General features: G+C 65.0%; 29 protein-coding genes. 20 read left to right on the forward strand and 9 right to left on the reverse strand.

Annotation, left to right across the window (positions count from 1 at the left end):
• Positions 1-8: 8 nt before the first annotated feature.
• The 5 genes from ilvC to GCU68_RS01785 all read right to left on the reverse strand — a co-directional run bounded on the left by ilvC (position 9) and on the right by GCU68_RS01785 (position 6128).
• Positions 9-1061, reverse strand: coding sequence for a ketol-acid reductoisomerase (ilvC, locus tag GCU68_RS01765; protein WP_152938753.1), 1053 nt, complete (start codon positions 1059-1061; stop codon positions 9-11).
• Positions 1054-1722: an acetolactate synthase small subunit gene (gene ilvN, locus GCU68_RS01770; RefSeq protein WP_152938754.1), complete on the reverse strand. Its 669-nt coding sequence runs from the start codon at positions 1720-1722 to the stop codon at positions 1054-1056. Before ilvN ends, ilvC begins: the two co-directional genes overlap by 8 nt.
• A complete protein-coding gene (gene ilvB, locus GCU68_RS01775) occupies positions 1719-3539 on the reverse strand; it encodes a biosynthetic-type acetolactate synthase large subunit (protein ID WP_152938755.1) in 1821 nt (606 codons plus the stop codon). The genes ilvN and ilvB overlap by 4 nt, the downstream gene beginning before the upstream one ends.
• Positions 3540-3874: 335 nt before the next feature.
• Positions 3875-5119: a LeuA family protein gene (locus GCU68_RS01780; protein ID WP_449411969.1), complete on the reverse strand. Its 1245-nt coding sequence runs from the start codon at positions 5117-5119 to the stop codon at positions 3875-3877.
• Between the two features lie 415 nt (positions 5120-5534).
• Positions 5535-6128: a winged helix-turn-helix transcriptional regulator gene (locus tag GCU68_RS01785; protein WP_152938757.1), complete on the reverse strand. Its 594-nt coding sequence runs from the start codon at positions 6126-6128 to the stop codon at positions 5535-5537.
• Between the two features lie 180 nt (positions 6129-6308).
• On the opposite strand from GCU68_RS01785, the gene GCU68_RS01790 reads away from it, so the two are divergent.
• The 13 genes from GCU68_RS01790 to GCU68_RS01850 all read left to right on the forward strand — a co-directional run bounded on the left by GCU68_RS01790 (position 6309) and on the right by GCU68_RS01850 (position 15894).
• Positions 6309-6764, forward strand: coding sequence for a ferritin-like domain-containing protein (locus tag GCU68_RS01790; protein WP_152938758.1), 456 nt, complete (start codon positions 6309-6311; stop codon positions 6762-6764).
• 66 nt (positions 6765-6830) lie between these two features.
• On the forward strand, positions 6831-7217 hold the full coding sequence (locus GCU68_RS01795) for a DUF5789 family protein (RefSeq protein ID WP_152938759.1): 387 nt from the start codon (positions 6831-6833) through the stop codon (positions 7215-7217).
• Positions 7218-7323: 106 nt separating this feature from the next.
• Positions 7324-7935 carry a translation initiation factor IF-2 subunit beta gene (locus GCU68_RS01800; protein ID WP_152938760.1) on the forward strand — a complete coding sequence of 204 codons (612 nt, stop codon included), beginning with the start codon at positions 7324-7326 and terminating at the stop codon, positions 7933-7935.
• A gap of 189 nt (positions 7936-8124) precedes the next feature.
• Positions 8125-8763: an HAD family hydrolase gene (locus tag GCU68_RS01805; RefSeq protein ID WP_152938761.1), complete on the forward strand. Its 639-nt coding sequence runs from the start codon at positions 8125-8127 to the stop codon at positions 8761-8763.
• A 61-nt stretch (positions 8764-8824) separates the two neighbouring features.
• Positions 8825-9781 (forward strand): adenosylcobinamide-phosphate synthase CbiB, encoded by a 957-nt coding sequence (gene cbiB, locus GCU68_RS01810; protein WP_152938762.1) that lies wholly within the window; start codon positions 8825-8827, stop codon positions 9779-9781.
• The gene (gene cobS, locus GCU68_RS01815) at positions 9778-10539 is read left to right on the forward strand and encodes an adenosylcobinamide-GDP ribazoletransferase (RefSeq protein ID WP_152938763.1); all 762 of its coding nucleotides are present in this window, start codon (positions 9778-9780) and stop codon (positions 10537-10539) included. The genes cbiB and cobS overlap by 4 nt, the downstream gene beginning before the upstream one ends.
• Positions 10539-11117, forward strand: coding sequence for an NTP transferase domain-containing protein (locus tag GCU68_RS01820; protein ID WP_152943543.1), 579 nt, complete (start codon positions 10539-10541; stop codon positions 11115-11117). Before cobS ends, GCU68_RS01820 begins: the two co-directional genes overlap by 1 nt.
• A 2-nt stretch (positions 11118-11119) precedes the next feature.
• On the forward strand, positions 11120-12154 hold the full coding sequence (cobT, locus tag GCU68_RS01825; protein WP_152938764.1) for a nicotinate mononucleotide-dependent phosphoribosyltransferase CobT: 1035 nt from the start codon (positions 11120-11122) through the stop codon (positions 12152-12154).
• Positions 12144-13214, forward strand: coding sequence for a threonine-phosphate decarboxylase CobD (gene cobD, locus GCU68_RS01830; RefSeq protein WP_152938765.1), 1071 nt, complete (start codon positions 12144-12146; stop codon positions 13212-13214). The genes cobT and cobD overlap by 11 nt, the downstream gene beginning before the upstream one ends.
• Complete coding sequence (locus GCU68_RS01835) at positions 13211-13987, forward strand: adenosylcobinamide amidohydrolase (protein ID WP_152938766.1); 777 nt, start codon at positions 13211-13213, stop codon at positions 13985-13987. Before cobD ends, GCU68_RS01835 begins: the two co-directional genes overlap by 4 nt.
• A 51-nt stretch (positions 13988-14038) precedes the next feature.
• A complete protein-coding gene (locus GCU68_RS01840) occupies positions 14039-14455 on the forward strand; it encodes a hypothetical protein (RefSeq protein WP_152938767.1) in 417 nt (138 codons plus the stop codon).
• Positions 14456-14574: 119 nt separating this feature from the next.
• Positions 14575-14790 carry a hypothetical protein gene (locus tag GCU68_RS01845; protein WP_152938768.1) on the forward strand — a complete coding sequence of 72 codons (216 nt, stop codon included), beginning with the start codon at positions 14575-14577 and terminating at the stop codon, positions 14788-14790.
• Positions 14791-14865: 75 nt separating this feature from the next.
• On the forward strand, positions 14866-15894 hold the full coding sequence (locus GCU68_RS01850) for an amidohydrolase family protein (RefSeq protein WP_152938769.1): 1029 nt from the start codon (positions 14866-14868) through the stop codon (positions 15892-15894).
• A gap of 163 nt (positions 15895-16057) precedes the next feature.
• Here GCU68_RS01850 and GCU68_RS01855 read toward each other — a convergent pair whose 3' ends face one another.
• Entirely contained in the window at positions 16058-16948 is an 891-nt protein-coding gene (locus GCU68_RS01855) for a sulfurtransferase (RefSeq protein WP_152938770.1), read from the reverse strand.
• Positions 16949-17058: 110 nt separating this feature from the next.
• On the opposite strand from GCU68_RS01855, the gene GCU68_RS01860 reads away from it, so the two are divergent.
• From GCU68_RS01860 to GCU68_RS01870, 3 genes are all read left to right on the forward strand, one after another.
• Complete coding sequence (locus tag GCU68_RS01860) at positions 17059-17793, forward strand: fumarylacetoacetate hydrolase family protein (RefSeq protein WP_152938771.1); 735 nt, start codon at positions 17059-17061, stop codon at positions 17791-17793.
• Between the two features lie 51 nt (positions 17794-17844).
• Complete coding sequence (locus GCU68_RS01865; protein ID WP_152938772.1) at positions 17845-18357, forward strand: hypothetical protein; 513 nt, start codon at positions 17845-17847, stop codon at positions 18355-18357.
• 160 nt (positions 18358-18517) lie between these two features.
• On the forward strand, positions 18518-18769 hold the full coding sequence (locus GCU68_RS01870; RefSeq protein ID WP_004216827.1) for a translation initiation factor eIF-1A: 252 nt from the start codon (positions 18518-18520) through the stop codon (positions 18767-18769).
• A gap of 107 nt (positions 18770-18876) precedes the next feature.
• On the opposite strand, the gene GCU68_RS01875 is transcribed toward GCU68_RS01870, so the two are convergent.
• Both GCU68_RS01875 and GCU68_RS01880 read right to left on the reverse strand, forming a co-directional pair.
• The gene (locus GCU68_RS01875) at positions 18877-19587 is read right to left on the reverse strand and encodes an SDR family NAD(P)-dependent oxidoreductase (RefSeq protein ID WP_152938774.1); all 711 of its coding nucleotides are present in this window, start codon (positions 19585-19587) and stop codon (positions 18877-18879) included.
• Between the two features lie 87 nt (positions 19588-19674).
• A complete protein-coding gene (locus GCU68_RS01880) occupies positions 19675-21537 on the reverse strand; it encodes a formate/nitrite transporter family protein (protein ID WP_152938775.1) in 1863 nt (620 codons plus the stop codon).
• A 155-nt stretch (positions 21538-21692) separates the two neighbouring features.
• Between GCU68_RS01880 and GCU68_RS01885 the strand changes: the two genes are divergently transcribed.
• The 4 genes from GCU68_RS01885 (at position 21693) to GCU68_RS21175 (ending at position 25210) form a co-directional block, all read left to right on the forward strand.
• Positions 21693-23189 carry a phytoene desaturase family protein gene (locus GCU68_RS01885; RefSeq protein ID WP_152938776.1) on the forward strand — a complete coding sequence of 499 codons (1497 nt, stop codon included), beginning with the start codon at positions 21693-21695 and terminating at the stop codon, positions 23187-23189.
• Positions 23190-23202: 13 nt separating this feature from the next.
• Positions 23203-24075: a prenyltransferase gene (locus tag GCU68_RS01890; RefSeq protein ID WP_152938777.1), complete on the forward strand. Its 873-nt coding sequence runs from the start codon at positions 23203-23205 to the stop codon at positions 24073-24075.
• Positions 24068-24952 carry a bisanhydrobacterioruberin hydratase gene (cruF, locus tag GCU68_RS01895; protein ID WP_152938778.1) on the forward strand — a complete coding sequence of 295 codons (885 nt, stop codon included), beginning with the start codon at positions 24068-24070 and terminating at the stop codon, positions 24950-24952. The genes GCU68_RS01890 and cruF overlap by 8 nt, the downstream gene beginning before the upstream one ends.
• A gap of 96 nt (positions 24953-25048) precedes the next feature.
• Positions 25049-25210: a hypothetical protein gene (locus GCU68_RS21175; protein ID WP_168927061.1), complete on the forward strand. Its 162-nt coding sequence runs from the start codon at positions 25049-25051 to the stop codon at positions 25208-25210.
• Between the two features lie 81 nt (positions 25211-25291).
• On the opposite strand, the gene GCU68_RS01900 is transcribed toward GCU68_RS21175, so the two are convergent.
• Complete coding sequence (locus GCU68_RS01900) at positions 25292-26242, reverse strand: phytoene/squalene synthase family protein (protein ID WP_152938779.1); 951 nt, start codon at positions 26240-26242, stop codon at positions 25292-25294.
• Between the last annotated feature and the right edge of the window lie 95 nt (positions 26243-26337).

Below are 26337 nucleotides of genomic sequence, written 5' to 3' on the forward strand. Positions count from 1 at the left end.
GGGTGTGCTCAGTCGTCCGCCGTCACTTCAGCGGACTCGGGTTCGGTTTCGCTCTCGTCGTCGGCCCAAGCGAACAGCTCGCGCAGTCGCGCGCCGACGTCTTCGATCTCGTGTTCCTGCTCGGCCTGCCGGAGCTGACTGTAGCTCGGTCGACCGGCCTGGTTCTCGACGATCCACTCGCGCGTGAACTCGCCGTTTTGAATCTCCTCGAGGACCTCGTCCATGTTCTCACGAACGTGGTCGTCGACGATGCGATCGCCACGGGTGAGCCCGCCGTACTCGGCAGTGTCGGAGACGGAGTTCCACATCTCCATGTTCCCACCTTCGTACATTAGGTCGACGATCAGTTTGAGTTCGTTGAGACACTCGAAGTACGCGATCTCGGGCGAATAACCCGCATCGACCAGCGCCTCGTAGCCGTGTTTGACCAGCGCGGTCACGCCGCCACAGAGGACGGCCTGCTCGCCGAAGAGGTCGGACTCGACTTCTTCCTGGAACGTCGTCTCGATGACGCCAGCACGGGCACAGCCGATCGCCTTCGCGTACGCGAGGGCTCGCTTCTGTGCGTCACCGGTCGTATCCTGATAGATCGCCAGCAGGCCGGGCGTTCCTTCGTCGTTCTCGTAGTTCCGGCGGACGAGGTGGCCCGGACTCTTGGGGGCGACCATCGTCACGTCGACGCCTTCCGGCGGCTGGATCTGGTTGTAGTGGATGTTCAGCCCGTGGGCGAACTGGAGCGTGTCACCGGCCTCGAGGTTCGGTTCGATGGCGTTCTCGTAGACGTCGGCCTGAACCGTGTCGGGAACGAGGACGGAAACGTAGGATGCCTGCGAGACGGCGTCGGCTGGCGTCGTGACCGTCAGCCCGTCGGCTTCGGCTGCCGAGCGCGAGGAGGAGTCCTCGCGCAGGCCGACGACGACGTCGACCCCGCTGTCGTGAAGGTTCAGTGCGTGGGCGTGGCCCTGGCTGCCGTAGCCGAGCACGGCCACGGTCTCGTCGTCGAGCGTCGATACGTCTGCATCATCGTCGTAGTAGATGTCGGTAGTGAATTCGTCAGTCATCGTCTGCTGTTTGGGTGTGGGGGTGTTTGTCCTGTCGATTCATCTCCTCGGTACCGACGGCCGGCGACTGCGCGGCCGTCTCGTCGGTGCTTCGGGCGAGCGCCGTCAGACCGGTTCGGGAGATCTCCCGAATGCCGAACTGACTGAACGTCTCGACCGCGGCCTCGATCTTCTGACGGGTCCCGGTGATTTCGATCGTCGCCGTCTCCGGACAGGAGTCGACGGTCTTGCCGCCGTACATGTCCGCGACGGCAGCGACCTGGTCAGGTCGGTCGGCGGCGACTTTCACGAGAGCGAGCTCCCGGCGCATCGCGTCGGGCTCGAGTTCGCGAACCGAGATCACCGGCACCAGCTTTCGCAGCTGCTTTTTGATCTGGTCGATGCCGGGGTCGGGTTCCTCGACGACGACCGTGATTCGGGCACGCTCCTCGTCCTCGGTCGGTCCAACCGTCAGGCTCTCGATGTTGAACTGCCGTCTCGAGAACAGTCCCGAGACGTCAGAGAGCACGCCGGGCTCGTGTTTGACCAGCGCCGAGATGACCGTCCGACGTGGGTCGTGTGTCGCCTCGACTTCGGGATCGATACGAATGCCTTGCTTGTTGCGCCGGCCCGCGGGCGTTGGTCGCTCCTCGGGTGCCGGTCCATCTAAGCCACGTTTCATAGCTGATCCTCCGTCAGTGCGAACTGTCCGTTGTCGCCGCCGCTTGGCACCATCGGGTAGACGTTGGCGTCGGGATCGATGTGGACGTCGATCACCGAGGGGCCGTCGTAGGCCAGTGCCTCTTCGATCGTCTCTGCAACGTCGTCGTAGTCGTCGATACGGAATCCGGCCGCGCCGAAGGCTTCGGCGAGCTTGTCGAATTCGGGCATCCAGTTGTAGTCCGACGCGGCGTGGCGGCCACCGAAGAAGGCGTCCTGCCACTGTCGAACCATCCCGATGTACTCATTGTTGAGCACCGCGACGGTGATGTCTAAGTTCTCGCGAACCGCAACCGACAGCTCCTGCAGTGTCATCAGGAACGAGCCGTCGCCGTCGATACAGACGACGTCCTGGTCGTCGTCGGCTGCGAGTCGCGCGCCGATCGCCGCGGGCAGGCCGTAGCCCATCGTCCCGAGTCCGTGACTCGAGACCCACGTTCGGGGCTCGGTGTAGGTCCAGTACTGGCAGGCCCACATCTGGTGTTGCCCGACGCCGGTCGTGACGATGGTGTCGTCGGCCGTCGCCTCGTCTAAGGCCTCGACGACGAACTCGGGTTGAACCGGTTCGTCCTCGGGCGCGTCGTAGGCCATCGAGTAGTCGGATTTCCACTGCTGACACTGGGCGCGCCACTTCTTGGCTTCCGGTGAGGTCTCGACGGCAGTCGAAAGCTGCTCGACGACCGTTTCGGCGTCGCCGATCAGCGGGTAGTCCGCGTGGATGTTCTTCGAGATCTCGGCGGGGTCGATGTCGACGTGGATGATCTCCGCGTCGGGGGCAAACGTTTCGATGCCGCCGGTCAAGCGGTCGTCGAATCGCGTCCCGATTGCCAGCATCGTATCACAGTGGGTGATCGCCATGTTGGCGTACCCGGTGCCGTGCATGCCGGCCATCTCCATCGAGAGTTCGTGATCTTCGGGGAACGCCCCGATACCGGGCATCGTCGTGATGACCGGGATCTCGTGTTCGATCGCGAACTCGCGGCAGGCCTCGCTGGCCTCGCCTTTGATGACGCCGCCGCCGAGCAGCATGACGGGACGAGTTGCGTTCTCGAGTCGTTCGGCCGCGGCGGCGACGATCTCCGCGTTGGCCCGTTCCTGCACGTGGTAGGTATCGGGCGTTTTCGGCTCGTCGGGCTCGCGGTCGGTCTCGGATTTGGTGACGTCTTTGGGTAGGTCAACCAGCGTCGGGCCGGGTCGTCCTTCGCGGGCGAGCGCGAACGCCTCGCTGACGTCGCTACCGACCCGATCCGGATCGCTCGCGAACGTGTTGTCTTTCGTGACCGGCTTCGTGACGCCAGTCGTGTCGGTCTCCTGGAAAGCGTCGTTGCCGACGAACGCCGTCGGCACCTGGCCCGTCAGGGCGACCAGCGGGTCCGAGTCCATGTCGGCGTCAGCGATCCCCGTCACGAGGTTCGTCGCGCCGGGACCGGACGTCGCCAGACAGATGCCCGGCTCGCCCGAGACGATGCCGTAGGCGTCGGCCGCGTGGGCCGCCGCCTGTTCGTGGGCCATCGTCACGTGATAGATCTCGGAATCATACAGCGCGTCGTAGACGGGCATGATCGCCCCGCCCTGCACGCCGAAGGCGTACTCGACGCCCGCGTTCTCGAGGGCGCGCACGACCGACTGGGCACCGTTGGTGACGGGCTCGGTCGTCGACTCTGACGCCGCGTCGGCGTCGGGTTCGGTGACCGCGTCCGGTGCTGCGCTGTCCGTGATCTGGTCGTCGTCCTGTTCGTCCGTTTCAGCTGGTGTGACCTTTGCTGCGCGTTCGCTCATCGATTGCCTCCCGCCGCCGTGCGGCGATCCGTTGTGGCTCTGGGTGTGTAATAGGGTGTCATCTGCTGGAGTTGCTGTCGCTGTGAAAACGGTGCGACGAATTCGGGACCGGAGCTACGGGATACTAGATGAGGGGCGAGAGTGCCCCTACAATACGAATCGAAGCGAGCGCGCTGCTGTCGACCGCGGATAGGCGACCCGACAGCTGAGCGCGGACCGTCATTACTACTGACGTAGGTCCCTCGAGGACTATAATCCTTGCGAGTCTCGTCGATCGAACCGCTCGAGCGCCACAGCAGGGGCTCGCGGGCGGTGGCAAACGGGGAAGACATCGCTTAGACGCGCACCTCCTCCTCCTCTGTCTGGCGTTCAACGCCAGCCTCCTTGGCGAACCGCTCCAGATCGTCGACGGTGACCCGTCGTTTCTCGGCGCCGTAGTCTTTGACGCGGCGGGTGACCGCTTTGACCTGCTCGTCGGTCGGATCGAAGCCGCGTTCGTGCAGGCGTTCACGGACCGAGTGGGTCCCGGTGTGTTTGCCCATGACCAGTCGGCGCTTGGCACCGACCATTTCCGGCGTCATGACGCCGGGCTCGAACGTATCGGAGTTTTCGATGACGCCGGCGGCGTGGATCCCACTTTCGTGGGAGAAGGCGTTGTCACCGACGATCGGCTTGTTGCCCGGCGTCCCCATGCCGCTTTTCTCTTCGACGATCTCCGAGAGTTCGGTGATGCGGGTCGTGTCGATCCCCGTATCGGTCTGGTAGAGCGACTCGACGGCCATCACGAACTCCTCGTAGGCGGCGTTGCCTGCCCGCTCGCCAATGGAGTTGACGGAGACCTGTGCCTGGTCCGCTCCCGCTTCGATGCCGGCCAACGCGTTGGCGGTGGCCAGTCCGAAGTCGTCGTGTGCGTGGACGTCGATCCGCGCGTCGGTGTGGGCCGCGACCTTCTTGATCATGGCCTTGAACCGGGTCGGCGTCGCGACGCCAGTGGTGTCCGGAATGTTGATCCAGTCGACGCCTGCCTCCGTGACCGCCTCGATCACGTCGATCAGGAACTGCTCGTCGGTCCGTGTCGCGTCCATCGGCGAGAACATACAGGTCGTTCCCGTTTCGGTGACACGTTCGACTGCGTCGACTGCGCGCTGTACGACTTCGTCCCGTGTGGTGTGCATCGAGTCCTCGATCTGGACGTCGCTGGTGCTGACGAACGTGTGCACCATCTCGACGCCCGAATCCAGTGCGGCTTCGATGTCCGCATCGACAACGCGGGCTAACCCGCACGTCGTTGCCTGCGTCGAAGACGCGATGTCACGAACGGCCTCGAACTCCGCGTCCGAGTTGACCGGGAACCCAGCTTCGATGACGTGGGTGCCCATCTCGTCCAGAATGGACGCGATCTGCCGTTTGTCGTCGTAGGAGAACGAAGTTCCGGGAGACTGTTCACCATCCCGGAGGGTGGTATCAAAGACACGTGCTGACTCTATTTCGTCAGTGGAATCTAACGTGCCCTGGAAGAACTCGACCCCCCTGACTGGTGTCAGAGGACGGGTTGTCTTGTGAAGACATTGTATCTGAATCCGAGGTGCGACGATATATATAAACCTAACGCTGTGGTGGTCGATCGTTGATATGACATCGGTTCACGCAATCACGTAGTAGGCGAAAAATCGCATGACGTAAACGGCCTAATACAGAACACAACACCCTAATACCATATCCTCCTCGAGTCGGGTCGACCCCGATTCACGACGCGATTTCGACCGATTTGCCGGTCTCGAGGCCCGCTCGAGCGCTGGCGCGCGCTCGTCGATGGACGTTTGGTCAGGACGGACCGATTCTGGCGTCGACGAGTCTCGAAACGATCGGTTATCTGCACTGAGAGTCTGCGTTCGTCTACTTTCAGCGGACCGATCCGTCGTTCCGGCCCTCGAGTCGGCGCTACCGCGGCAGCCACCACGGACGGCGAAACGACGGGACGGCGACAGACAGTCGTTACTCGAGGGCCTCCTGACGTGCCTCGTACTCGCTGACGTATCGGTCCTCACAGGAGGGGCAACAGAACGTCTTCACCTCGCCGCCGACCGTCCGCGTGACGCCGTCGCCTGTGATCTGCTTGTCACAGACCACGCACTCGTGCGAGAACCCCTCAGCCGAGAGGCCGAAGGCGCGATCCGAGCGCGCGAGCAGCGTGACGTCGTAGCCGACCAGCAGGTCGAGGTCGAGTTCCGACTCGAGCCACGAGCGGGCGGTCGCCTCGGGAAGCGTCGCGTGGACGATCACGCGTCCGTCCATCCCTTCGGCGACACTTTCGACGCCCGGGAGGTCGGCCGCAGCGGCGTACACGTCGTCGACGGCGGCTGGTTTCGCTTCGAGTTCGACTAAGACGGGCACGTCGCCTCGAAGTCGCTCCCGATCGACGTCGATCGTGAACCCCTGGATAATTCCCTGTGCTTCGAGTCTCGAGATCCGATCCGAGACAGCGGGTGGCGTCAGACCGACGTGGTCGGCGATCTCCTTGTACGGTCGGCGGGAATTCTCGAGCAGTAACTCGAGGATCTCGAGGTCGGTGTCGTCGAGGTCGCGCATATGGATGCATTAATGGGCGGGACCCACAAGAGGGCTGGTATCGGATTGAGACCGTCGGACGATCGCACCGCTCGCGCGTCAGCGATTACGGCACGTGGTGGCTCGACTGTAATCGGAACGTGACTCTCAGGTAACGCACAGACCACCGTTTTAGGAGTCGCCGTGGTAGTCCATCGTCGCATGACGACGGACGAGATCACCGACCTCCTGACAGAGGCCTACATCGACGAACACGAGACCGTAATGAACTACCAGACGAACGCCATCGTCCTGGATGGCGTCCACGCCGAGGAAGTCAAATCGAGCCTCGAAGCAGACGTTCAGGAGGAACTCGACCACGCCCGAATGCTCGGTGAGCGACTGAAACAACTCGACGAGTCGCCGCCAGGTTCGGCGGCGTTCGAGGCCAGCCAGCACAGCCTCCAGCCACCCGAAGACACGACGGACGTCCAGTCGGTCATCGAGGGCGTCCTCGAGGCTGAAGACGACGCGATCGAGACCTACCGATCGCTCCACGAGGCGGCGTCCGAGGCGAACGATCCCGTCACCGAAGACGTCGCGGTGACGATTCTGGCCGACGAAGAGGCCCACCACACCGAGTTCCGCGGCTTTCTGAAGGAGTTCCCGCAGGACTAACGGCTGAGCGGTTCACAAGAATACGCCGGCCAGCCGTTTTTCCGTCGGCCAACGGTAGCTCTGGCTATGAGCGACGACGGCCCCAGCCGTGACCGCGCACAGGACCGTGCCGAACGACGGAAGTCACAGCGAGCCGAGACGACCGAGTCGGTTCTCGAGGACGTCGAGCGCCATCTAGGCGACCTCGAGTACCCGGTCACGAGCGAAGAACTCGCCACCGAGTACGGTTCCGAGGCGATCGACCTGCCGAACGAGACGGAGTCGCTCGGCAGCGTCTTCGATCGGTTGGCCGGCGAGCAGTTCGATAGCGCCGAAGAAGTTCGCGAGGCGGTTTACGGCGAGATTACGGGTCAGGCTGGATCGCCAAACGAGGCGAATCCCGAGCGCGAGCTCGCCGAGCTCGACGAGAAAAAACAGGGGTCGGTCGGCAAGCGCGGGGGCGACTCGCTGTAGCGACGGAACACTCGCGACCGCCCAGCGACGTCCTGTCACCGGACGCCGTGCCGTCCCCGACTGTGATAGCAGAACCGATTTACGTCAGCATCCTCTGTTCTCGCGTATGGATTACGAATCGAGTCTCGACCGAGCGATGGAAGACGTTCCGGACATCGGTGGCGACGAACAGCGACTGCAGATCCCCGATGCGGAGACCCAGAAAGACGGTGCGTTCACGCGGTTTACGAACCTCGGCGAGATCGCCGACGTCCTCTCGCGCGAAGACGAACACTTACACCGATTCATCCAGCGCGAGATGGGGACCAGCGGCAAACTCGAGGACGGCCGTGGCCGGTACAACGGGACCTTCTCCGAGACGGACTTCAACGCGGCCGTCGACGCCTACGTTGACGAGTACGTCCTCTGTTCGGAGTGTGGCCTGCCGGACACCCGCCTCGTCCGCGAGGACCGCACCCCGATGCTGCGCTGTGACGCCTGTGGTGCGTTCCGCCCAGTTACCAAACGCTCCGCGAGCAGCCAACAACAACAGCAGGCCGACGCCGTCGAGGAGGGCAAGACCTACACCGTCGAGATCACCGGCACCGGCCGCAAGGGCGACGGTGTCGCCGAGAAGGGCAACTACACGATCTTCGTCCCCGGCGCCGACGAAGGCGACGTCGTCGAAATTTACATCAAGAACATCTCCGGCAACCTCGCGTTCGCGCGACTCGCCTGAGCACACTTCGGATTCTGTCTCTCAGTTCCGTTTTTCTCCCTGTCTCTCGTCTTTCACGTCAGTTCTCGAGACAAGCCGTGTGGCTCGATCCACGGGACTGACGACATCCGTCCCGCCGTCGGCCCGCGGGCCGTGTGATCCCGACCCAGCCTCGATACGCTAAAGTCAACTTGCGCTAGTTACGCGAACGTGGGAGTATCGTTCGACCTCTTTGACACGCTCGTGACCGCCGACAGACCGACCGATCCGGCCGCAGCCGTCGCGACGGAGCTCGAAAAACGGGACGTCGACGTCCCCGACGACTGGCGCGACGCCTACACCGAGGCCCACGTCGACGCCCCCGAGGGTGCGGAAGTACCGCTCCCGGCACACGTCTCGCGCGCACTCTCGAGTCGCGACGTGAGCTACGAGCGAAACGCGGCCCGCAGAGCGGTCGTCTCGGCGTTCGATCCCGAGGTCGAGACCAGATCCGGTGCCGTCGAAGCGGTCGAGGCTGCCCGCGAGCGGGGGCCGATCGCAATCTGTTCGAACTGCAGCGTGCCCGAGCTGGTAGGCCGAACACTCGTCCGCTCCGCGTTCGACCGCGACGATTTCGACGCCATCGTCACGAGCGTCGGCTGTGGCTGGCGCAAACCCGCCCCACAGATCTTCGAACTCACCGCGGCCGAACTCGACGTCGAACCAGCCAACCTCGTCCACGTCGGCGACGATCCGCGGACCGACGGAGGTATCGAAGCCGTCGGCGGAACGGCGCTGTTGCTCACAGAGCATCCACTCGAGTCGATTCCGGCCCGGCTGGCGGGCCACGAGCAGACGGACGAGTCATGACCGTGCGGCCGGGCGGCGAACGGCGTAACGAAAGCGACCGGACGAGCGGAGGGGAGACGCCGTGTTGCTGACGACGATCATTATCATCGGACTGGCGCTCACTCTCGACCTGCTCGTCGGTGAGCCGCCGAACGCCGCTCATCCGGTGGCGTGGCTGGGACGGCTCATCGCCCCGCTGGACCGCGAGTGGGCCACAAGCGAGCGCGGCCAGCGACTGGCGGGTTTCGCCATTGCCCTCGTCGTCCCGCTCGTTCCGGCAACCGTCGCAGGCGGGCTCGTCCTCGCGGCGAGTGTCGTCTCACCGCTCCTCGGTGTCCTCGCCGCTGGACTCGTGTTGTTCGTCACGTCTAGCCTGCGCTCGCTGCTCGAGTTGACCGAGACAGTCGTCGCAGCGACCGCTGACCACGATCTCGAGACGGCCCGCGAGGAGATCCGGGGACTCGTCGGCCGCGACACGTCGACGCTGTCACCGGCGGAGATCCGCAGCGGGGCGGTCGAGAGCGCCGGCGAGAACCTCGCCGACGGGCTGGTCGCGACGCTGCTCCCGTTTGCCCTGCTCGCGCCGATCTCGCTGCCGGCCGCTGCAGCGGCTGCAGCGTGGGTCAAAGGCGTCAACACGCTGGATTCGATGCTCGGCTACCCGTCGAAACCCCACGGTACCGGGAGCGCCCGCCTCGACGATCTCGTGATGTGGCTCCCGGCTCGAGTGACGGCGGTCGCGATCGCACTCGCTGGCGCTGATCCAAAAGCCGTCTTTCGTGCGCGCGAGTGGGCACGAGACCCACCCTCGCCCAACTCGGGGTGGCCCATGGCGACGCTCGCCTGTGTCCTCTCGGTTCGGCTCACGAAGCCGGGCGTCTACGATCTCAACACCGGTGCCGACCTGCCGTCGGTTGCCGACGGGGAACGCGCCGTCGTCGTCGTCGGTCGGGGTGGCGTCGTCGCAGCGCTTCTTGCCGTCGTGCTCGCAGCCGGAATCACAGCGCTGGCGGGCTCGCTCGAGGTGGTCATCTCATGATCCGTCACCACCTCGCCGCGGTGCGTGGCGCGCTCGGCTTTCTCACCCGGCTTCCTGTCGGCTACCGGGACGGCGACTGGGACGCGTTTCGCTCGCGGCCGGCGGCGTTTCCGGTCGTCGGCTACGTCGCCGGGGCGCTGGCTGCGGTGCCGTTGCTCGCAGCCGACGTGCTCCCGGCGGCGACGGTCGCCGTCGGCTACCTGCTCGCGACCTACGCCGTCGTCGGCATCCACCACCTCGACGGCGTGGCGGATCTGGGCGACGCGCTCGTCGTCCACGGCGACACGGAGCGCCGGCGCGAGGTCCTCAAGGACACGACGACCGGCGTCGGCGCGCTGCTGGCCGTCTCGGTTGTCGTCGCTGCGCTCGCGCTGGCCGGCCTCGCGCTGGCCGGTTTGCCCGTCCTCGCGGCGGTCGCCATCGCGGTCGCCGCCGAGGTCGGGACGAAACTCGGCCTGGCCGCAATGTGCTGTTTTGGCCACGCGAACCACGAGGGAATGGGACAGCAGTTCACCGCCGCCTCGAGGCCCGTCTCGTTCGTCGTCCCAGCCGTCGTCGCCCTTCCCGCGGTCGCGTTGACGTGGCCACACCCAGCCAGCGCGGTCGCACTCGCTGGCGCCGTCGCTGGCATCGGGCTCCCGTGGTACTGGGCGAGTCGACAGCTCGGCGGGCTCAACGGCGACATCTTCGGCGCGGCAAACGAGATCGGCCGCATCGTGGGCGTCCACGCGGGGGTGATCGCATGGACGCTGTTGTGATGTGCGGGGGCCAAGGCAGCCGCCTCGAGAGTCCCCACGAGAAGCCGCTCTATCCGATCGACGGCGTGGCGATGGTTGACCGCGTGCTCTCGGCCCTCGAGTCGAGTCGCGTCGACACCCGTTACGCCGCCGTCTCGCCGAACGCGCCGGAGACGCAGGCGCATCTGGAGCGAGCCGAGGGCGTGACGACGGTCGAAACCGACGGCGATGGCTACGTGATCGACCTCATGGCGCTGCTCGAGCGCCCCGCGATCGAGCCGCCAATCCTGACCGTCGCGGCCGATCTCCCGCTGCTGTCGGGAGCCACGGTCGACCGAGTGCTCGCGGTCCACGGCGAGAGCGACGCCTCGCAGACCGTCTGCGTGCCCGTGGCACTGAAACGCCGGCTCGGCGTCAGTATCGACTCGACGCTCGAACCAGATGATCACCTCGCGCCGACCGGGGTCAACGTCGTCGGCGATGCGAACGAACCTGAATCCATGACACACGTAAGCTACGATCCACGACTCGCGATCAACGTGAACCGACGCGAAGACGCCCGTGTTGCAGCCGATCGGCTGGCTGTGGAGGACCGGTAACGATGCGCGTGATCCTCCCCGCCGGAACGACCGAGACGGGCTTGATCGACGGCATCAGCGCTGCCGGAGCCGCCCCGGAACTGATGGAACACACGCCCTCCGCGGACGTCGAGATCCTCGCATACGGCGAGCCGACGGTCGCCCCGGTGACGCCGGTCAGCCCGAACGGCTGTCCGACGCCGGCGGCGGTGACGCGAGCGGTCCGCGAAGTGGTCGATTTCGACCTCTCAGTCGTCGATGCCGGCCTCGCCCAGCCGACGGCCGCCCCTACCGTCGACCTCGGCGTCGACCCCGGCGGCGACATCCGCGAGCCGGCGGCCGTCCCCGACGCGGCGGCGACCTTCGACCGCGCGCACACCTACGGTGGGAGTCTGCCCGACGACGAACTCATGATCGGTGAGACGGTCCCCGGGGGGACGACGACCGCGCTCGGCGTGCTCACCGCCCTCGGCGAGCCGGCCGGCGTCTCCTCGTCGCTCCCGGAGAACCCGATCGAGCGCAAACGCGAGGTCGTCGACGCGGCGCTCGAGGCGAGCGACGCCGCGCCCGGTAGCTTCGAGGGCGAGCCGCTGGCAGCGGTCCGAGCCGTTGGCGATCCGGTGCAGGCGACCGTCACGGGAATCGCCGCTGGCGCGCTCGAGGCAGGGATCGACGTCACGCTCGCCGGCGGGACCCAGATGGTCGCCGTCGCGGCACTGCTTCGCCACGCCGACGTCGACGCGCCGCTGTCGATCGCGACCACGTCTTTCGTCGCGGACGAACAGGGCGACCGACTCGAGGAGACCTGTTCGCGACTGGACTGTGACCTGACCGTCACCGATCCCGGCTTCGACACTCGCGACCACGTCTCGATGAACCGCTACTGTGCCGGCGAAGCGAAGGAGGGCGTCGCGATGGGCGGTGCGCTCGCACTCGTTCCCGACGACCGATTCGACGAGGTTCTGGATCGCTTCGAGACGGTGTGTGCCCGACTCGGCATCGACGACACAGCCGAATCGGCGGAATCGGACGGGCCGGAGGCCGAGCGTGGACCCTGAGTCGGTTCGCGCGGGCGAGCGCGTCCCTCACGGCGGCGACACCGATCCCGATGTCCTCGATTTCTCGGCGAACACCAACCCGTACACGCCCGACGGCGTCGCGGAAGTGTACGACCGCGCGCTCGAGCAATCGCGTCGCTACCCCGACGACGAGAATCCCGATTTCCGGGCCGCTGCGGCCGAGTTCGTCGGCTGTACGCCGGACCGAGTGATCCCGACGCCCGGCGGGTTGGCCGCGATTCGGCTGGCGATGGAGCTCACGCTCGAGCCCGGTGACGACGCGCTGGTTCCGTACCCCAGTTTCGGCGAGTACGCCCGCGAGGTCCAGCTACAGGGCGCGTCGCCGCAGTTCGTCCCCCACGACGAGATCCTCGAGGCCGAGGGCGACGTCCTCGAGTCAGCTGCGCTGGCGGTCGTCTGCACGCCGAACAACCCGACCGGCGACGTGGCCGACCCGGACGAACTGGCGGCGTTTGCGGCCCGCTGTGGCGAGCACGAGACGACGCTGCTGGTCGACGAGGCGTTTCTCGGCTTTACCGACCAACCCTCTGCCGCCGGCCTCGAGGCCGAGCACGTGATCGTCGCCCGCTCGCTCACCAAGCTATTCGGGCTGCCGGGACTGCGGGCCGGCTTCGCCGTTGCGAGCGGTGAACAGCGCGACGCCCTCGAGACGGCTCGTCGCGCGTGGTCGCTGGGCACGCCCGCCGCCAGCGTCGGTGCCCACTGCCTGCGTCAGGACGCGTTCGTCCGCGAGACGCGCGAACGGGTCGCCCGCGAGCGTGCCCGAATGACGAACGCGCTCGAGCGACGGTTCGACGTCGTTCCCTCCGCGGCCCCCTATCTGCTCTGTAACGTCGGCGACCGCGCCGTCGACGACGTGATCGCCTCGGCCCGCACGGACGGCGTCGCCATCCGTGACGCGACGACGTTTCGTGGCCTCGAGTCACACGTCCGCGTCGCCGTCAAAGACCGCGAGGCGAACGATCGACTGCTCGCGGCGCTCGACGTGCTCGAGAGCGACGATCGAACCGGAACGGATGGGGCCGAGGCCCGCAAATGACCGGGAGTGAGTCAGCCTACCATGCGGTTCGACGGGCGGGTGTTCTCCGCATCTCTCGGCCCGACACCGAGTGGCTCTCGACGGGGTGGAACGGCGGGAAACGGACGTCGGATGCGGTCTACAACGTCACGGTGCCGGACGGCTGGGAACGGACGGATCTCGATGCATACATTGCCGAGCGACTCGAGCGAGCCGGTTTCGCCGACGACGCCGACCGTGACCAGTCCCAAACCGACCTCGGCCCGGCGCTGCTGACCGGAGCCAAACAGCGCGACGCCCGCGGCGCTCGGTGTGGCTCCGTGACGGCCTACGCGACGGCAGGCATCTCGAACCCGGCCGCGTTGCCGATGGACCCCGCTGGTGGGGCCGACCAACCCGACTCGAATGGTGACGATGGGCGATCCGGCCACGGAACGGTCAACATTATCGTCGGCACGACGACAGCGCTCGCCCCCGGCGCGCTGGCGAACCTCGTCGCCGTCGCCGCGGAGGCGAAAGCCGCGACGCTGCTCGCCGAAACCGGCTTTCCGGGGACGACGACGGACGCGATCATCGTCGGCCACGACCCGACGGGCGAGCAGGTATCCTTCTCGGGCAGCGCCACCAATGTGGGCGCGGCGACTCGAGCCTGCGTTCGCGAGGCGCTCCGGGCCACCCTTCGGGCCCACTACGAGGGCAGCGATTCGACGCTCCCCGACACCGTTTCTGACGCGCCCTACGGTGTCTCGACCGACGTCCGGGCGGACGTCTTTCAGCCCTCGCTCGAGGACTGATCTTCTCCCGGCCTCGAAACGTTAACCCACCTCGAGTCCAACGGTCGAGCAATGGCCGAGGACGACGACCCGACGACGATCCGCTCGCTCGCGCTCTCACCGGGTGATGCCGCCAGCGCCTACGCCTACACGCAGGAGAATCCCGGTGAGGCCGTCCTTCGGGTGACGCCGCCGTTTCACGGCCGGATGCGCGCTCGACTCCACGTCTACCAGCGCGACGATACCGAACTGACTGGGGCCATCCATATCCCGCCGGAATCCGTCATCACGGGCGACGTGATCGACGACTATCCTCGCCTCGAGGCGGCACTCGAGGACGCGACACCCGACGAAACCGACGAGATTCGCAAACGCCACGCCGACGCCGTCGAGAAGTGGCAGGCTCGAGCGCGCGAGTCGATCCTCGAGGCGACCACGATCGACACCGACGACGGACCACAGCTGGTCGAACTCAAACAGATCGGGTGAATCGGCCTCGAGTCGATCGTGCAGCGACACTGGCGACCGCGAGACATCGACGCCGTCCCGTACTTTCACTTTCACTCCGGCTGGATCGCATTCACGTCCCGTCCGTCCGAGTACCTGCTATGGCACTGATCGTCGACCGCACTGACGACCGCAACGAGGCGACTGCCGGCCGCGAGCGACCAGCCACACTCGAGGCCGAACCCCGACGACGCCGAATCGACGTCACCGAGGTCCACGCCGCGGGTATCGAGGCGTTCGTCGACGAGAACGTCGATACCGATGCCGTCTCGCTCGAGCACCGTAGTGGACGAACGTATCTCGTCCTCGAGGAGTGAGCGAGCGGGTCGAACCGGTCACGATAGTAACCGGTCCCCCACATCGCTTTCATCGCACTCGTGGGAGCCGTCGGTATGTCACGAACGCGAGCGACGGACCACCAGCGATCGGCGACGACGCGACGGCGAGTGCTCGAAGGGATCGGCGTGGGCCTCACTGGCTCCATCGGTCTCGTCGGAACGGGAGCGACTGCGGGAGCCGGGACGACTCGTGAGACGGAGCCGAATCCTCGAGTCGAACCGACACAAGACGCCGTCGCCGACCAACCGCTGATCGACGTCCACACGCATCTGATCCCCGACGAGACCCTCGACAGAACACCGCTGCGTGCCGACGACCTGGTGTCGTGGATGGACAGCCGCGGCATCGACCGCGCCGTCGTTTTGGCGCTCGAGTCGCCCGAGAGCTACCCCGTTCAGGCGCCGAGCTGGTGGGTCTTAGAGCAGGTCGCGGCGTATCCGGATCGACTGATTCCCTTCTGTACGGTCGATCCACGGACGCTGGTCTACGAGGACGACTTCGGAGCCGTGACGGACCTGCTCGAGCGCTACGTCGAACGGGGTGCACGGGGCTTCGGCGAACTGAAAGCCGGGTTGGCTATCGACGACGCACGACTCGAGACGCTGTACGAGTTGTGTGCCGACCACGACCTGCCGATCCTCTTTCACACCGACGAGAAAGCGATGCTCGACGAGGTCGGGCTCCCGCGACTCGAAGACGTACTGGCCTCCTATCCGACGGTCGATTTCATCGCTCACGCCCACGCGTGGTGGGCCCACATCTCCGCGGACGTGAGCCAGGCGGACCGCGGCGAGTATCCGTCGGGACCGATCGAACCCGGCGGTCGCGTCCCCGAACTGCTCTCCGCGTACGACAATATCTACGGCGACATCTCGGGTATTTCGGGCTGGAACGCGCTCACGCGCGACGAAGCGTACGCACAGGACTTTCTCGAGATCCACCACGAACAGCTACTCTTCGGCACGGACTACCTCCATCCGGGACAGGAGACGCCGCAGGTCGCGCTGTTCGATCGGTTCGACCTCCCCGCCGACGCGTGGGCGAACGTTCGATATCGGACCGTCGAACGTCTCCTCCAGTAGGAGACGCCGAGCGGCCACGGTCGGGCAGCATTACTGATATCTTCCGTCTCCCGGCGCGCTCGTCGATCACCGGTCGCGTTCTCGAGGCCGTCGTCTTTCTACACGGGTCAGTCTCGCCTCCCCGTTCCGTTCGAGGCCTCGCTCGCCGTTTCGACGGTCATTGTTACTCGCCGTCGCCTTTCTCGATCGGGGCGCGGATGAGGTTCCCCCACTCGGTCCACGAGCCGTCGTAGTTGTGGACATCCTCGTACTCGAGCAGTTCGTGGAGGGCGAACCACGCGATCGCCGACCGCTCGCCGACGCGGCAGTAGGTGACGACTGACTCGTCGCCGTCGATGCCGGCATCGGCGTAGAGGTCCTCGAGTTCGTCGGGCCCTTTGAACCGGCCGTCGTCGCGCAGGTTGGTCTTGACTGGAACGTTCGATGCGCCAGGGATGTGGCCTCCGCGCTGGGCGGTCTCCTGCATGCCTTCGGGGGCGATGAGCTCGCCCGAGAACTCCTCGGGGGAGCGGACGTCGACCATCGGGATGCCGGCCTCGCGGGCCTTGTCGACGTCATCTTTGTACGCCCGCAGACTCTCGAAGGGGCCTTTCGCGGTGTACTCGACGGCGTCGAAGTCGGGTTCGTCCTCGGTCAGCGGGTAGTCCTCGTTGACCCAGTAGTCCTTGCCGCCGTCGAGAACTCTCGCGTCCTCGTGGCCGTAGTACTTGAACTCCCAGTAGGCAAACAGCGCGAACCAGTTGGGAATCCAGCCGTCGCCGTAGAAGACGACCGTCGAGTCCTCGCTGATGCCATGCTCGCCGATGACTGACTCGAAGTCGTCCTTTTTCAGGATGTCCCGCTGCTCCTGATCCGAGAGATCCTCGTCCCACTGGAGGCCGATCGCACCCGGCGCGTGGCCCTCCTCGTAGCGCGATGGGAAGTCGCCTTCGTCGGGCGATTCAGGGCTGTTGACTTCCACGAGTCGATAGTCGGGGTCGTCGGCCTGAAATTCGTCTAAGTGGTCTTCGACCCAGTCCGCCGAAACCAGTACGTCGGTGTCGTATTCGGACATGCGCGAGTGGCTCCCACGAGCAGTGTGAAAACGGTAACACGTCGATTCGACCCGAACCGGTTCGCAAGCAAACCGGTACGCCTAATCCGTCGGAACCGAGACCGCCGATGATGAAACTCGCACGGATCGCGACGGACGATGGACCGGTTTCGGGACGGTACGAGGACGGCGTCGTTCACGGCGATGACGGCGTCTACGAGGTCGGCGTCGATGGTTCACTGTTGCCACCCTGTGAGCCCTCGGCGCTGTACTGCGTCGGGCGCAACTACGCGGCGACGCTCGATCAGATGGAGTACGAACGGCCCAACGAGCCCGACTTCTTCATCAAACCGCCGGCGTCGCTGCTCGGCCACCGGGAGCCGATTCCTTATCCCGAGTTCACCGAGGAACTCACCTACGCGGGCGAACTCGCGGCCGTCATCGACGAACCCTGCAACAACCTCACCGAAGACGAGGTGTCGGACGTCGTCCGGGGCTACACCATCATGAACGACGTCGATGCGCTCGACCAGCAGGGCCGCACCGCGCGCAAGGCCTTCGACGGCTCCGGGCCGCTCGGGCCGTGGATCGAGACCGCCGTCGATCCGTCGGGGATCGACATGTACACCGACGTCGCCGGCGAGCGCCGACAGGAGGCGAATACGGAACTGATGCTGTTCGGCCCCGAGGAGATCGTCGCCTACCTCTCCCGGCGATTCACCTTCCGCCCCGGCGACGTGATCGCCTTCGGCAGCCCCGCCAACCCCGGACTGGTCGAACCCGGCGACACCGTCGAAATCACCTACGAGGGCGTCGGCACGCTCGAGAACACCGTCGTCGACGCGACCGACGAGTCGGGCCAGTAGGAGCCGACGCGAGAAGAAAGGCACTTGCCCACGTGGCCCTTCCCCGTCGGTGTGAGCGCTGACGCCACGCGACGCGTCGAGGTCTACCCCGGCCGCGAGGTCGTCGTCGAGTTCGACCCCGATCTCACCTTCGAGTGTGTCGAGGACTGCACCTGGTGTTGCCAGCACGGGGTCTTGCTCTACGATCAGGATTTGCTCGAACTCGCCCAGCGGGCGAACCTCGCCGAGACGACGACGGCGTTTCGCGGCGAGAAGTTCGTCACCCGCGAGGAGAAAGACCGCGACGACCACGTCGCCGAGGACGGCTGTGCCTGTGCGTTTTTGCGCGAGGACGGCCTCTGTTCGTTGCACCTCGAGGAAGACTGGAAACCTACGCGCTGTTCGGTCTTTCCGCTCGGCGTCTGGCTCGAGGACGGCGACCTCCACGTCGACATTCGGGATTCGGCCCACGACCACTGCGAGGGGCTGAACGTCAGCGACCGGTCCGTCATCGACAACCTCGAGGCATTCTTGCCGGAGCTGTTGTGGGAACTCGAGAACCCGGATTCGGATCGAGAATTGTAGCCGTCCAGCCAAGCTGTAACAACGTCTCTTGACGCAGCACGGACTAGAGTGCCCAACTGCACACTTCCGAGTCGAACGTTACCACACGTCTCCAATGGTTTAAATGTGTGGGCCACGTAATCAGTATGTGACAGAAGAATCCGGGCGACGGAACCTCCGTATGCCCAACAGCGATGAAGTATTCGCCGTCGTAACTGAACACCTCGGAGGCAACCACGTGCAACTCCGCTGTGAGGACGGCGAGGAACGGCTCGGCCGCATCCCAGGACGCATGAAATATCGCACCTGGATCGAGCAAGACGACATCGTCGTCGCCGAGCCCTGGGACTGGCAAGACGAGAAGGCCACGATCGAGTGGCGCTACACCAGCCAGGACGCAGATCAACTGCGTCGCGAAGGCCACATCGATTGAACCTCGGTTTCGGCCTCTAAACGAGATTTTACTGCAGTCTACCCCCAACAGACGAGCGACGGCACTTTCGATACCCCAGCCCAGCGAGCAGCCGAGCACACGGCTTCTCAGCGTGTCGCCTGTTTCCACTCCCGTAACCCGACGACGGCACCGTCGAGTGTCTCCGGGACAGCCTCCGTTGCTGCCCAGACGAACATCCCCGCGATCGACTCGGCGTCCCGTCCCGTCTCCCCCGACAGCCCGGTCGCGATCTGCCCCGGATCGAGACAGCCGATGGTGTACTCGGTATCGGCGGCGAAGCCTCGAGCGACAGCCTCCGCGGTCGCTTTCGAGATCGCATACGAGCCGTAGCCCGGCTTCGCCTCGCGGGCGATCGACCCCGTTGGCACGAGCACGCGAGCGCTGTCGTTCAAGTGTGGCAGTGCTTCTCGGATCGTCGCGAAGACGCCGCGCCCGTTGATCCGCCAATGGTCGTCGAAGGCTGCGTAGGTGTCGTCGTCGGTCGGTGTCGCACCCGGCTCGCCGTGATAGACGCCCGCTGCGGCGACGACGACGTCGATCCCGCTGCCGTCGCCGGCTCGAGACGCTGTTTCGACCAGCCGCTCGAGGTCGAACTCGTCGCGGACGTCGGTACGGACGCCCGCGGCGGTCCCATCTGTTCCCTCGAGTCGCGTCTCGAGCGCGTTGACGGTTTCCGAGACGTCGTGTCCGTCTCGGGCACCGACGACGACCGTCGCGCCGATGTCGGCGAACGCGTCGGCGACGGCGCGACCGATACCGCGAGTGCCACCAGTGACGACGACTGTCAATTCGTCCATATCCATGACCGACATACGCTCGGAACGTACAGGAACGTATCCCCCAACTATCGAAACCGGATGGCCGCGAAAACAAAACGGGCGCGATCAGCGACCGAACAACCGCTCGTAGAGGCTGCGCTCGTTTTTCCGCTCGGCGAGCAACACCGAGCAGTCGACGTCGTTGACGACGTCCATGTGCAACGAACTGGTCACGAGTCGTGAGAGCAGTCCGCGTTCCGTCGCCCCGATCAGCATCATCGTGTTGTCGGCAGCTTCGCGACAGATCGCACGTTCGACGTTGCCAGAGTCGTCGACGACGAGTTCGGCATCGTGGAGATCGTGGTCGGCGGCCCACTCCGCGAGGAACTGTTCGCCCTTCTCGCGTTCGTCCGGGCCGTCGACGATGTGCAACAGGGTGACATCGGAGCCGACGCTCGTGCTGAGCGTCTTCGCGACCGCTGCGCTCAGATCCGAGTCCGGACCGCCAGCCGTCGGCAGCAGGATACGCGAGGTGTCCAGGCCGCGGTCTTTGAACACGAGGAAATCACACGGGAGTTTGCTGGTCAACTCGCTGAGTGGGCGCTCGGCACGTGCAGCGTCCCAGAGTTTGTTCTCGCCCCAGCCCATCATCACGAGGTCGGCGTGTTCGCGTTCGGCAGTGTTGAACACCTCTTCGAACGAGCGATGGGTGACGACCGTCGACGCCTCGTAGTCGACGTCGTAGTCGTCGACCGAGTCGATGACGTCGTCGAGGAGGGCTTCGGATTCGGCGATGATCCGATCGCGCTGTTTGTCGCCGCCGACCGCCGATGGCCGGTCGGGCGTCTGGACGATGTGGACGACGTGTACGATCGCGGACTCGTGGGTGTTCGCGAGCATCGTGGCGAGGTCGATGAGTCGCGACTCGGTCCGTGGGTTTGCGATCGGGACCACGATCCGGTACGCGTCGTCGTCAGGGACGGCGTGCTCGCCGGTGTCGATCAGCGGAACGTACGAGCGGCCGACGAAGCTGCCGAACAGCCACTCGCGGATCGAGAGACGCCGTTCGGCACCCGCAAAGCGTGCCGACTCGAGGCGTTTCTCGCTCGTCTGATAGTAGTTAACGACGGTGACAAGAAGGATGCCACCGAGCGTGTTGCCGAGCAAGACCGGCAACACGAAGTCGGTCAATCCGACAAAGACGGCGAGCTCGCCGGCGAAGACCAGATAGAGCATCTCGGTAAAGGAGACGACGACGTGAAAGAGGTTGCCGAGCGGAATCGCCAGAAACGCCAGATAGACGACGACGAGTCGGGAGATCGTATCTCGAGAGGCGAAGGTGACCCAGACGACGCCCGCAACGATCAATCCGGCGAAAGAAGCCTTGAAGAACAGATCCCACCAGCCGGTCTCGACGCCGTGTTGGGCGATGCTCATCGCGGCGGCAGCAGCTGGCTCGTCGAACACGCCACCCCAAGAGAGCGCCATCGCGCCGACGGCACCGCCGGCGAAGTTCCCCGCGAGGACGATCGTCCAGTGACGAAGCAACGATGGCAGACTGGCCAGCCGTTCGATCGTCAACGCGACCGGTGGCAGCGTGTTCTCCGTAAAGAGCTGGTAGCCACCGATGATAATGTAGATGAAGCCGAGCGGATACAACAGCGCGCTCAACACCGGATCGCCGTCCGTGGAGGCGTACATCGACGCGTACAGCAAGAACGTGATCGTGATCGCAAAGCCGGCGGCGAGTCCGCTGAAGAACAGTTCACGGTTCCCCGAGGTCACTTCCTCGTCGGCTGCAGCGACGATTCGCTGAAACACCTCGTCCGAGGAGAACCGATCGCGAACGACCGATCCGACCGCCGGAGCACCGCTTCGTGACCGTTCGACGGCTTCTCGGACCGTATCCGATTCATCGGACTGCTCGTCGGGCGGATCGTCATCCCGATTGTGTACGGACAGGGAACGATCTTGGTTCGGGCCTTCCATTATCGGAGCGTAGTCGTAGATCCCCTAAGGGCTTGGCATTGCTGACAACCCCTGCCGTCTGCTGACGGATCTGTAACGGTCGCTCACGCGGATTTCGGTCCCTCCCTACGTGGGTATGCTGTACGTTTATGCGTTCGCCGACATTCATGTATACTATGACATCGCTGGCCGGTGAGTCCGTCGTCGTGATCGGGGCTGGTGTTGGCGGCCTCTCGACGGCCTGTTATCTCGCCGATGCAGGTGCCGACGTTCACGTCATCGAGAAAAACGAACAGCTCGGCGGTCGAGCGAGCCGACTCGAGGAAGACGGCTTCCGGTTCGATATGGGGCCGTCGTGGTATCTGATGCCCGACGTCTTCGAGCGGTTTTTCGCCGAGTTCGACCGGACGCCGTCGGATTACTACGAACTAACTCATCTCGATCCCCACTATCGACTCTTCTTCAAAGACGGGGACGAGGTCGACATCACGCCCAACCTGGAGCGAACCAAACGCGTCTTCGAGGAGTACGAAGACGGCGCGGGCGACGCCTTAGAACGCTACCTCGAGAAATCCCGCGAGAACTACGAAGTCGGGATGAAACACTTCGTCTACGAGGATCGCACCCAGCTTCGTGATTTCCTCACGCTCGACGTCGCCAGACAGGCCCGCGGACTCTCCCTGCTGGGGTCGATGCAGGGCCACGTCGAGAACTACTTCGACCATCCGAAGCTCCAGCAGATCATGCAGTACACGCTGGTGTTCCTCGGTGGCTCGCCGACGAACACGCCGGCGCTCTACAATCTGATGAGCCACGTCGATTTCAACCTCGGCGTCTGGTACCCCGAAGGCGGGATCGGTGCCGTCATCGATGCACTCGTCGACCTCGGCGACGAACTGGGTGTCATGTACGACACCGATCGCCCGGCGACGGCGATCAAGGGTCGTGAAGGCGCGTTCCTCGTCGAGACGCCACGGGGCCCGCTGCGGCCGGATCTGGTGGTTAGCAACGGTGACTACGCTCATACCGAACAGGAGCTGTTGGCGCCCGAAGCACGGGGCCACGACGCCGACTACTGGGAGTCACGAACGTACGCACCGTCGGCGTTCTTGCTCTATCTCGGCGTCGAAGGCGACGTCGACGAGCTGGCCCACCACACGCTCGTCCTGCCGACAGACTGGGAGGATCACTTCGATCAGATCTTCGAGGACCCTGCGTGGCCCGACGAGCCCGCCTACTATCTGTGCGTGCCCTCCGAAACCGACGATACGGTCGCTCCCGACGGCCACAGCGCCCTGTTCGTCCTCGTGCCGATCGCTCCGGGCCTCGAGGACACCCCCGAGATCCGTCAGGAGTACCGCGACCGGATCCTCGACGACATCGCCACCAACACCGGGGCCGAGCTTCGCGATCGGATCGTCTTCGAGGAGCGGTTCTGCGTCGACGATTTCGCGAGTCGGTACAACAGCTACGACGGCACGGCACTCGGTCTGGCTCACACGCTCCGTCAGACCGCGCTGTTCCGACCGCCACACCGCTCCGAGAAGGTCGATGGCCTCTACTTTGTCGGCGGAGACACCACACCCGGCATCGGGATGCCGATGTGTCTCATCAGCGGCGAACTGACCGCCGACTGCGTCCTCGAGGACTACGGCCAGTCGACAGAACAGTGACCGGGTGGCTGCTATGAGCACGGGATCGACGGCCTCGAGCGACGGCGGACTCGCCACGCAGTTGTCGTACCTGCTGACGCTGTCGCGACCACGATTCTGGCTCTATCTGGCAGGGCCGGTGCTCGTGGGTGTTACGTACGCCGCCGACAGCGTCACCGACCTGTTCGCACCGGCCGTGATCGTCTTGTTCGCGTACTTCCTCGTCCCAGCGAACGTCTTTCTTTACGGGATCAACGACATCTATGACCGGGAGATCGACGCCGCGAACCCGAAAAAGGAGACGAAAGAGGAACGCTATCGCGGCCAGCGGGTCGTTCCCATCGCAGTGACACTCTGTGCCGTGCTTCCGCTGGGCTTTTTCCCGCTCGTGTCCACCGCGGCGTGGCCCTGGCTCGCGGGCTTTCTCGCCCTCGGCGCAGCCTACAGCGCCCCGCCGGTCCGGTTCAAGGCCACGCCGGTGCTCGATTCGGTCTCGAACGGGCTCTACATCATGCCGGGGGCCGCAGCGTACGCCGCCGTCGCAGGCACGCAGCCACCCGCGCTCGCCGTCCTCGGCGGCTGGCTGTGGGCGATGGGGATGCACACCTTTTCGGCGATCCCCGACATCGAACCCGACCGGGCGATGGGGATCGAAACGACTGCCACCGTCCTTGGCGAACGGCGAACCTACGCCTACTGCGGGAGCGTCTGGCTCGCCAGTGCGCTCGCATTCGGCGCACTCGACCCTCGTCTCGGTGCGCTCATGCTGGTCTATCCCGGACTGATCGGTATGATCGTTGCCTCGAGCGTCGCCGTGGCTCGGGCCTACTGGTGGTTCCCGGCGATCAACACGGTCGTCGGCGCGGCGTTGACGATGGGCGGCCTCTGGAGGATCCTCTATGGATAACCGCGGCTCGGTATCATGGAACGAGGCGACGCGAACGAGCATCCAGCGACGCCTCGAGGCGCTCGTCCGCGAGAACCGGTTTACCATCGCGATCGTCTTTCCGTTCGTCGGCGCGGTGTCGCTGGTCGCAAGCGCCGAGGGGCTCCTGCCCGAGTCGCTTGCGTACAATCCGCTGTTACTCCTCTTTGGCACGATGGTGATGCGCTCGCCGTTGCTCGTCGGCTTGCTGCCGCGGGTCGGCTGGTGGGCACTCGGCTCGCTAACTCTCTTGACCGCGTACACGTACGCGATCGAAATCGTCGGTATCCGGACGAACTGGCCGTACGGTGCCTTCGAGTACACCATCCAACTCGGGCCGATGCTGTTCGGCGAGGTGCCACTGGCCTTGCCGCTGTTTTTCATCCCACTGGTCCTGAACGCCTACCTGCTTACCCTGTTGGTCCTCGAGGACTGGAGCGACAACCACCTCGTCAGACTCTTCACCGCGATCGGGGCCGTCATCGCGATCGATCTCGTCCTCGACCCGGCCGCCGTCGCCATCGGCTTCTGGGCGTACATCCCGCCAGGTGGCTACTACGGCGTCCCGGCGTCGAACTACGTCGGCTGGCTGCTGTCGGGCACCGTCGCCGTCGTCCTCGTGGATCTCGCCTTCGAGCGCACGTCGCTGCTCGAGCGTGTCCGGTCCTGTGAGTTCATCCTCGACGATCTGGTGAGTTTCGTCTTGCTCTGGGGGGCGATCAACGTCCTCTACGGGAACTGGCTGGCGGCCGGCGTCGCCGGACTGTTCTGTCTCGGGCTGTTTCGGACCGACCGCTACGATCGCGACCTCCTGTGGCAGGTGCTGCCCTCGAGGGCGGTCGGCGGTCGTGAATCCTGAGTGCCACGGCACACCGCAGCCGACCGCCGCGGCCCCGGCATACGAGGTCGAGCGTGCCTGCTCTACCCTTTTGGCGCTCGGTACGGTAGTGGATGTATGGCAACGAGAGACACGATCGAGTGTCCGATCTGCCACGCCGTCCCGGCACGTGATCGGAACCTCGAGGACCACCTCGTGATGGTGCATACGAAACTGCGGTTGGCGAAGTTCGTCGTCGCCGAAACGGAAACGCTAACAGAAGCAGACATCTCCGAGTGAGCCACTGAACATCAGGCGTGTGGATGCTGGCATCACGTATTCCGACACATAGGCGGGGATGAGACAGTAGTTCGGCTCTGCTTACCGCGTCGGCACGCGGCTGCCGTGGCCGGGTTCGCTCCGGTCCGTCTCGAGGGCGGGCACGGCGGAGACGCGCTGGAAGACAGCTTCGGGGTCGCGGTTCCAGTGCCAGTGCCAGCGAGTCTTGACGAGACACCACAGTTTTCGGGCCGTCGACAGCGACGGCTCCTGACTGAGCACGTCGTAGTTCTGGGCGCGGATGACGGTGTGGTGTTCCGCATAGAGGACGGCCGCGAGCAAGACGGGAAGCTGGCAATCCTCGGGCAGGTATCGAATGCCGGCGACGCCCTCGCGGTAGAGGTCCTCCGTTCGCTTGAGTTCTGCTGCCATGGCCCGTCCGAACGACTCCGAGTACTCGAGGCGCTCGATCTGTTCGGGCGAGACGTCGTGGGTGCGAAGTGTCTTCTGTGGCAGGTAGATCCGGTCGCGGTCGACGATATCCTCGCGCACGTCACGCAGGAAGTTCGTCATCTGGAACGCCTCGCCGAGCTTGATCGCGTGGGGCAGCGCCGTCTCCCGGTCGTCCGGGTCCATGATGGCGGTCATCATCACGCCGACGGCGGCAGCCGACCCGCGCATGTACGACTCGAGGTCCGCGTACGTCTCGTAACGGTCGGTCTCGATATCCGACTGCATCGCGTCGATGAACGTCTCGATTTCGGCGTCGCTGATGTCGTACTCCCGGCGGAGTTCGTTGAACGCAGCGAGGACGGGGCCGTCGGGGTCGGTCTCGCCGAGGGCCTGCGCCCGAAGCGCCTCGAGTTCGGCACGCTGTTGGGCCGGCGGAACGCCTGCCGCGTCGTCGACGACTTCGTCGGCGATTCGGAAGAACGCATAGAGGACGTGTGTGGCGTGGCGAACCCGTTTCGGGAGGAATTTGGTCGCGAGATAGAACGTCTTGCCGGTCTCCTTCTGGATCGCCTTGCCTTTGTCAATGTGTTCCTGTTGCATTCTCAGCCTCGTATCCGCAGACCGCAATGGGATGATATCAATACGACAGATACGTATAAAATAGCACCCCCTCACTAGTGGGGTTTTGATTGTCA

Origin of the sequence: Natronorubrum aibiense (genome assembly GCF_009392895.1) — an archaeon.
Classification (GTDB): Archaea; Halobacteriota; Halobacteria; order Halobacteriales; family Natrialbaceae; genus Natronorubrum; species Natronorubrum aibiense.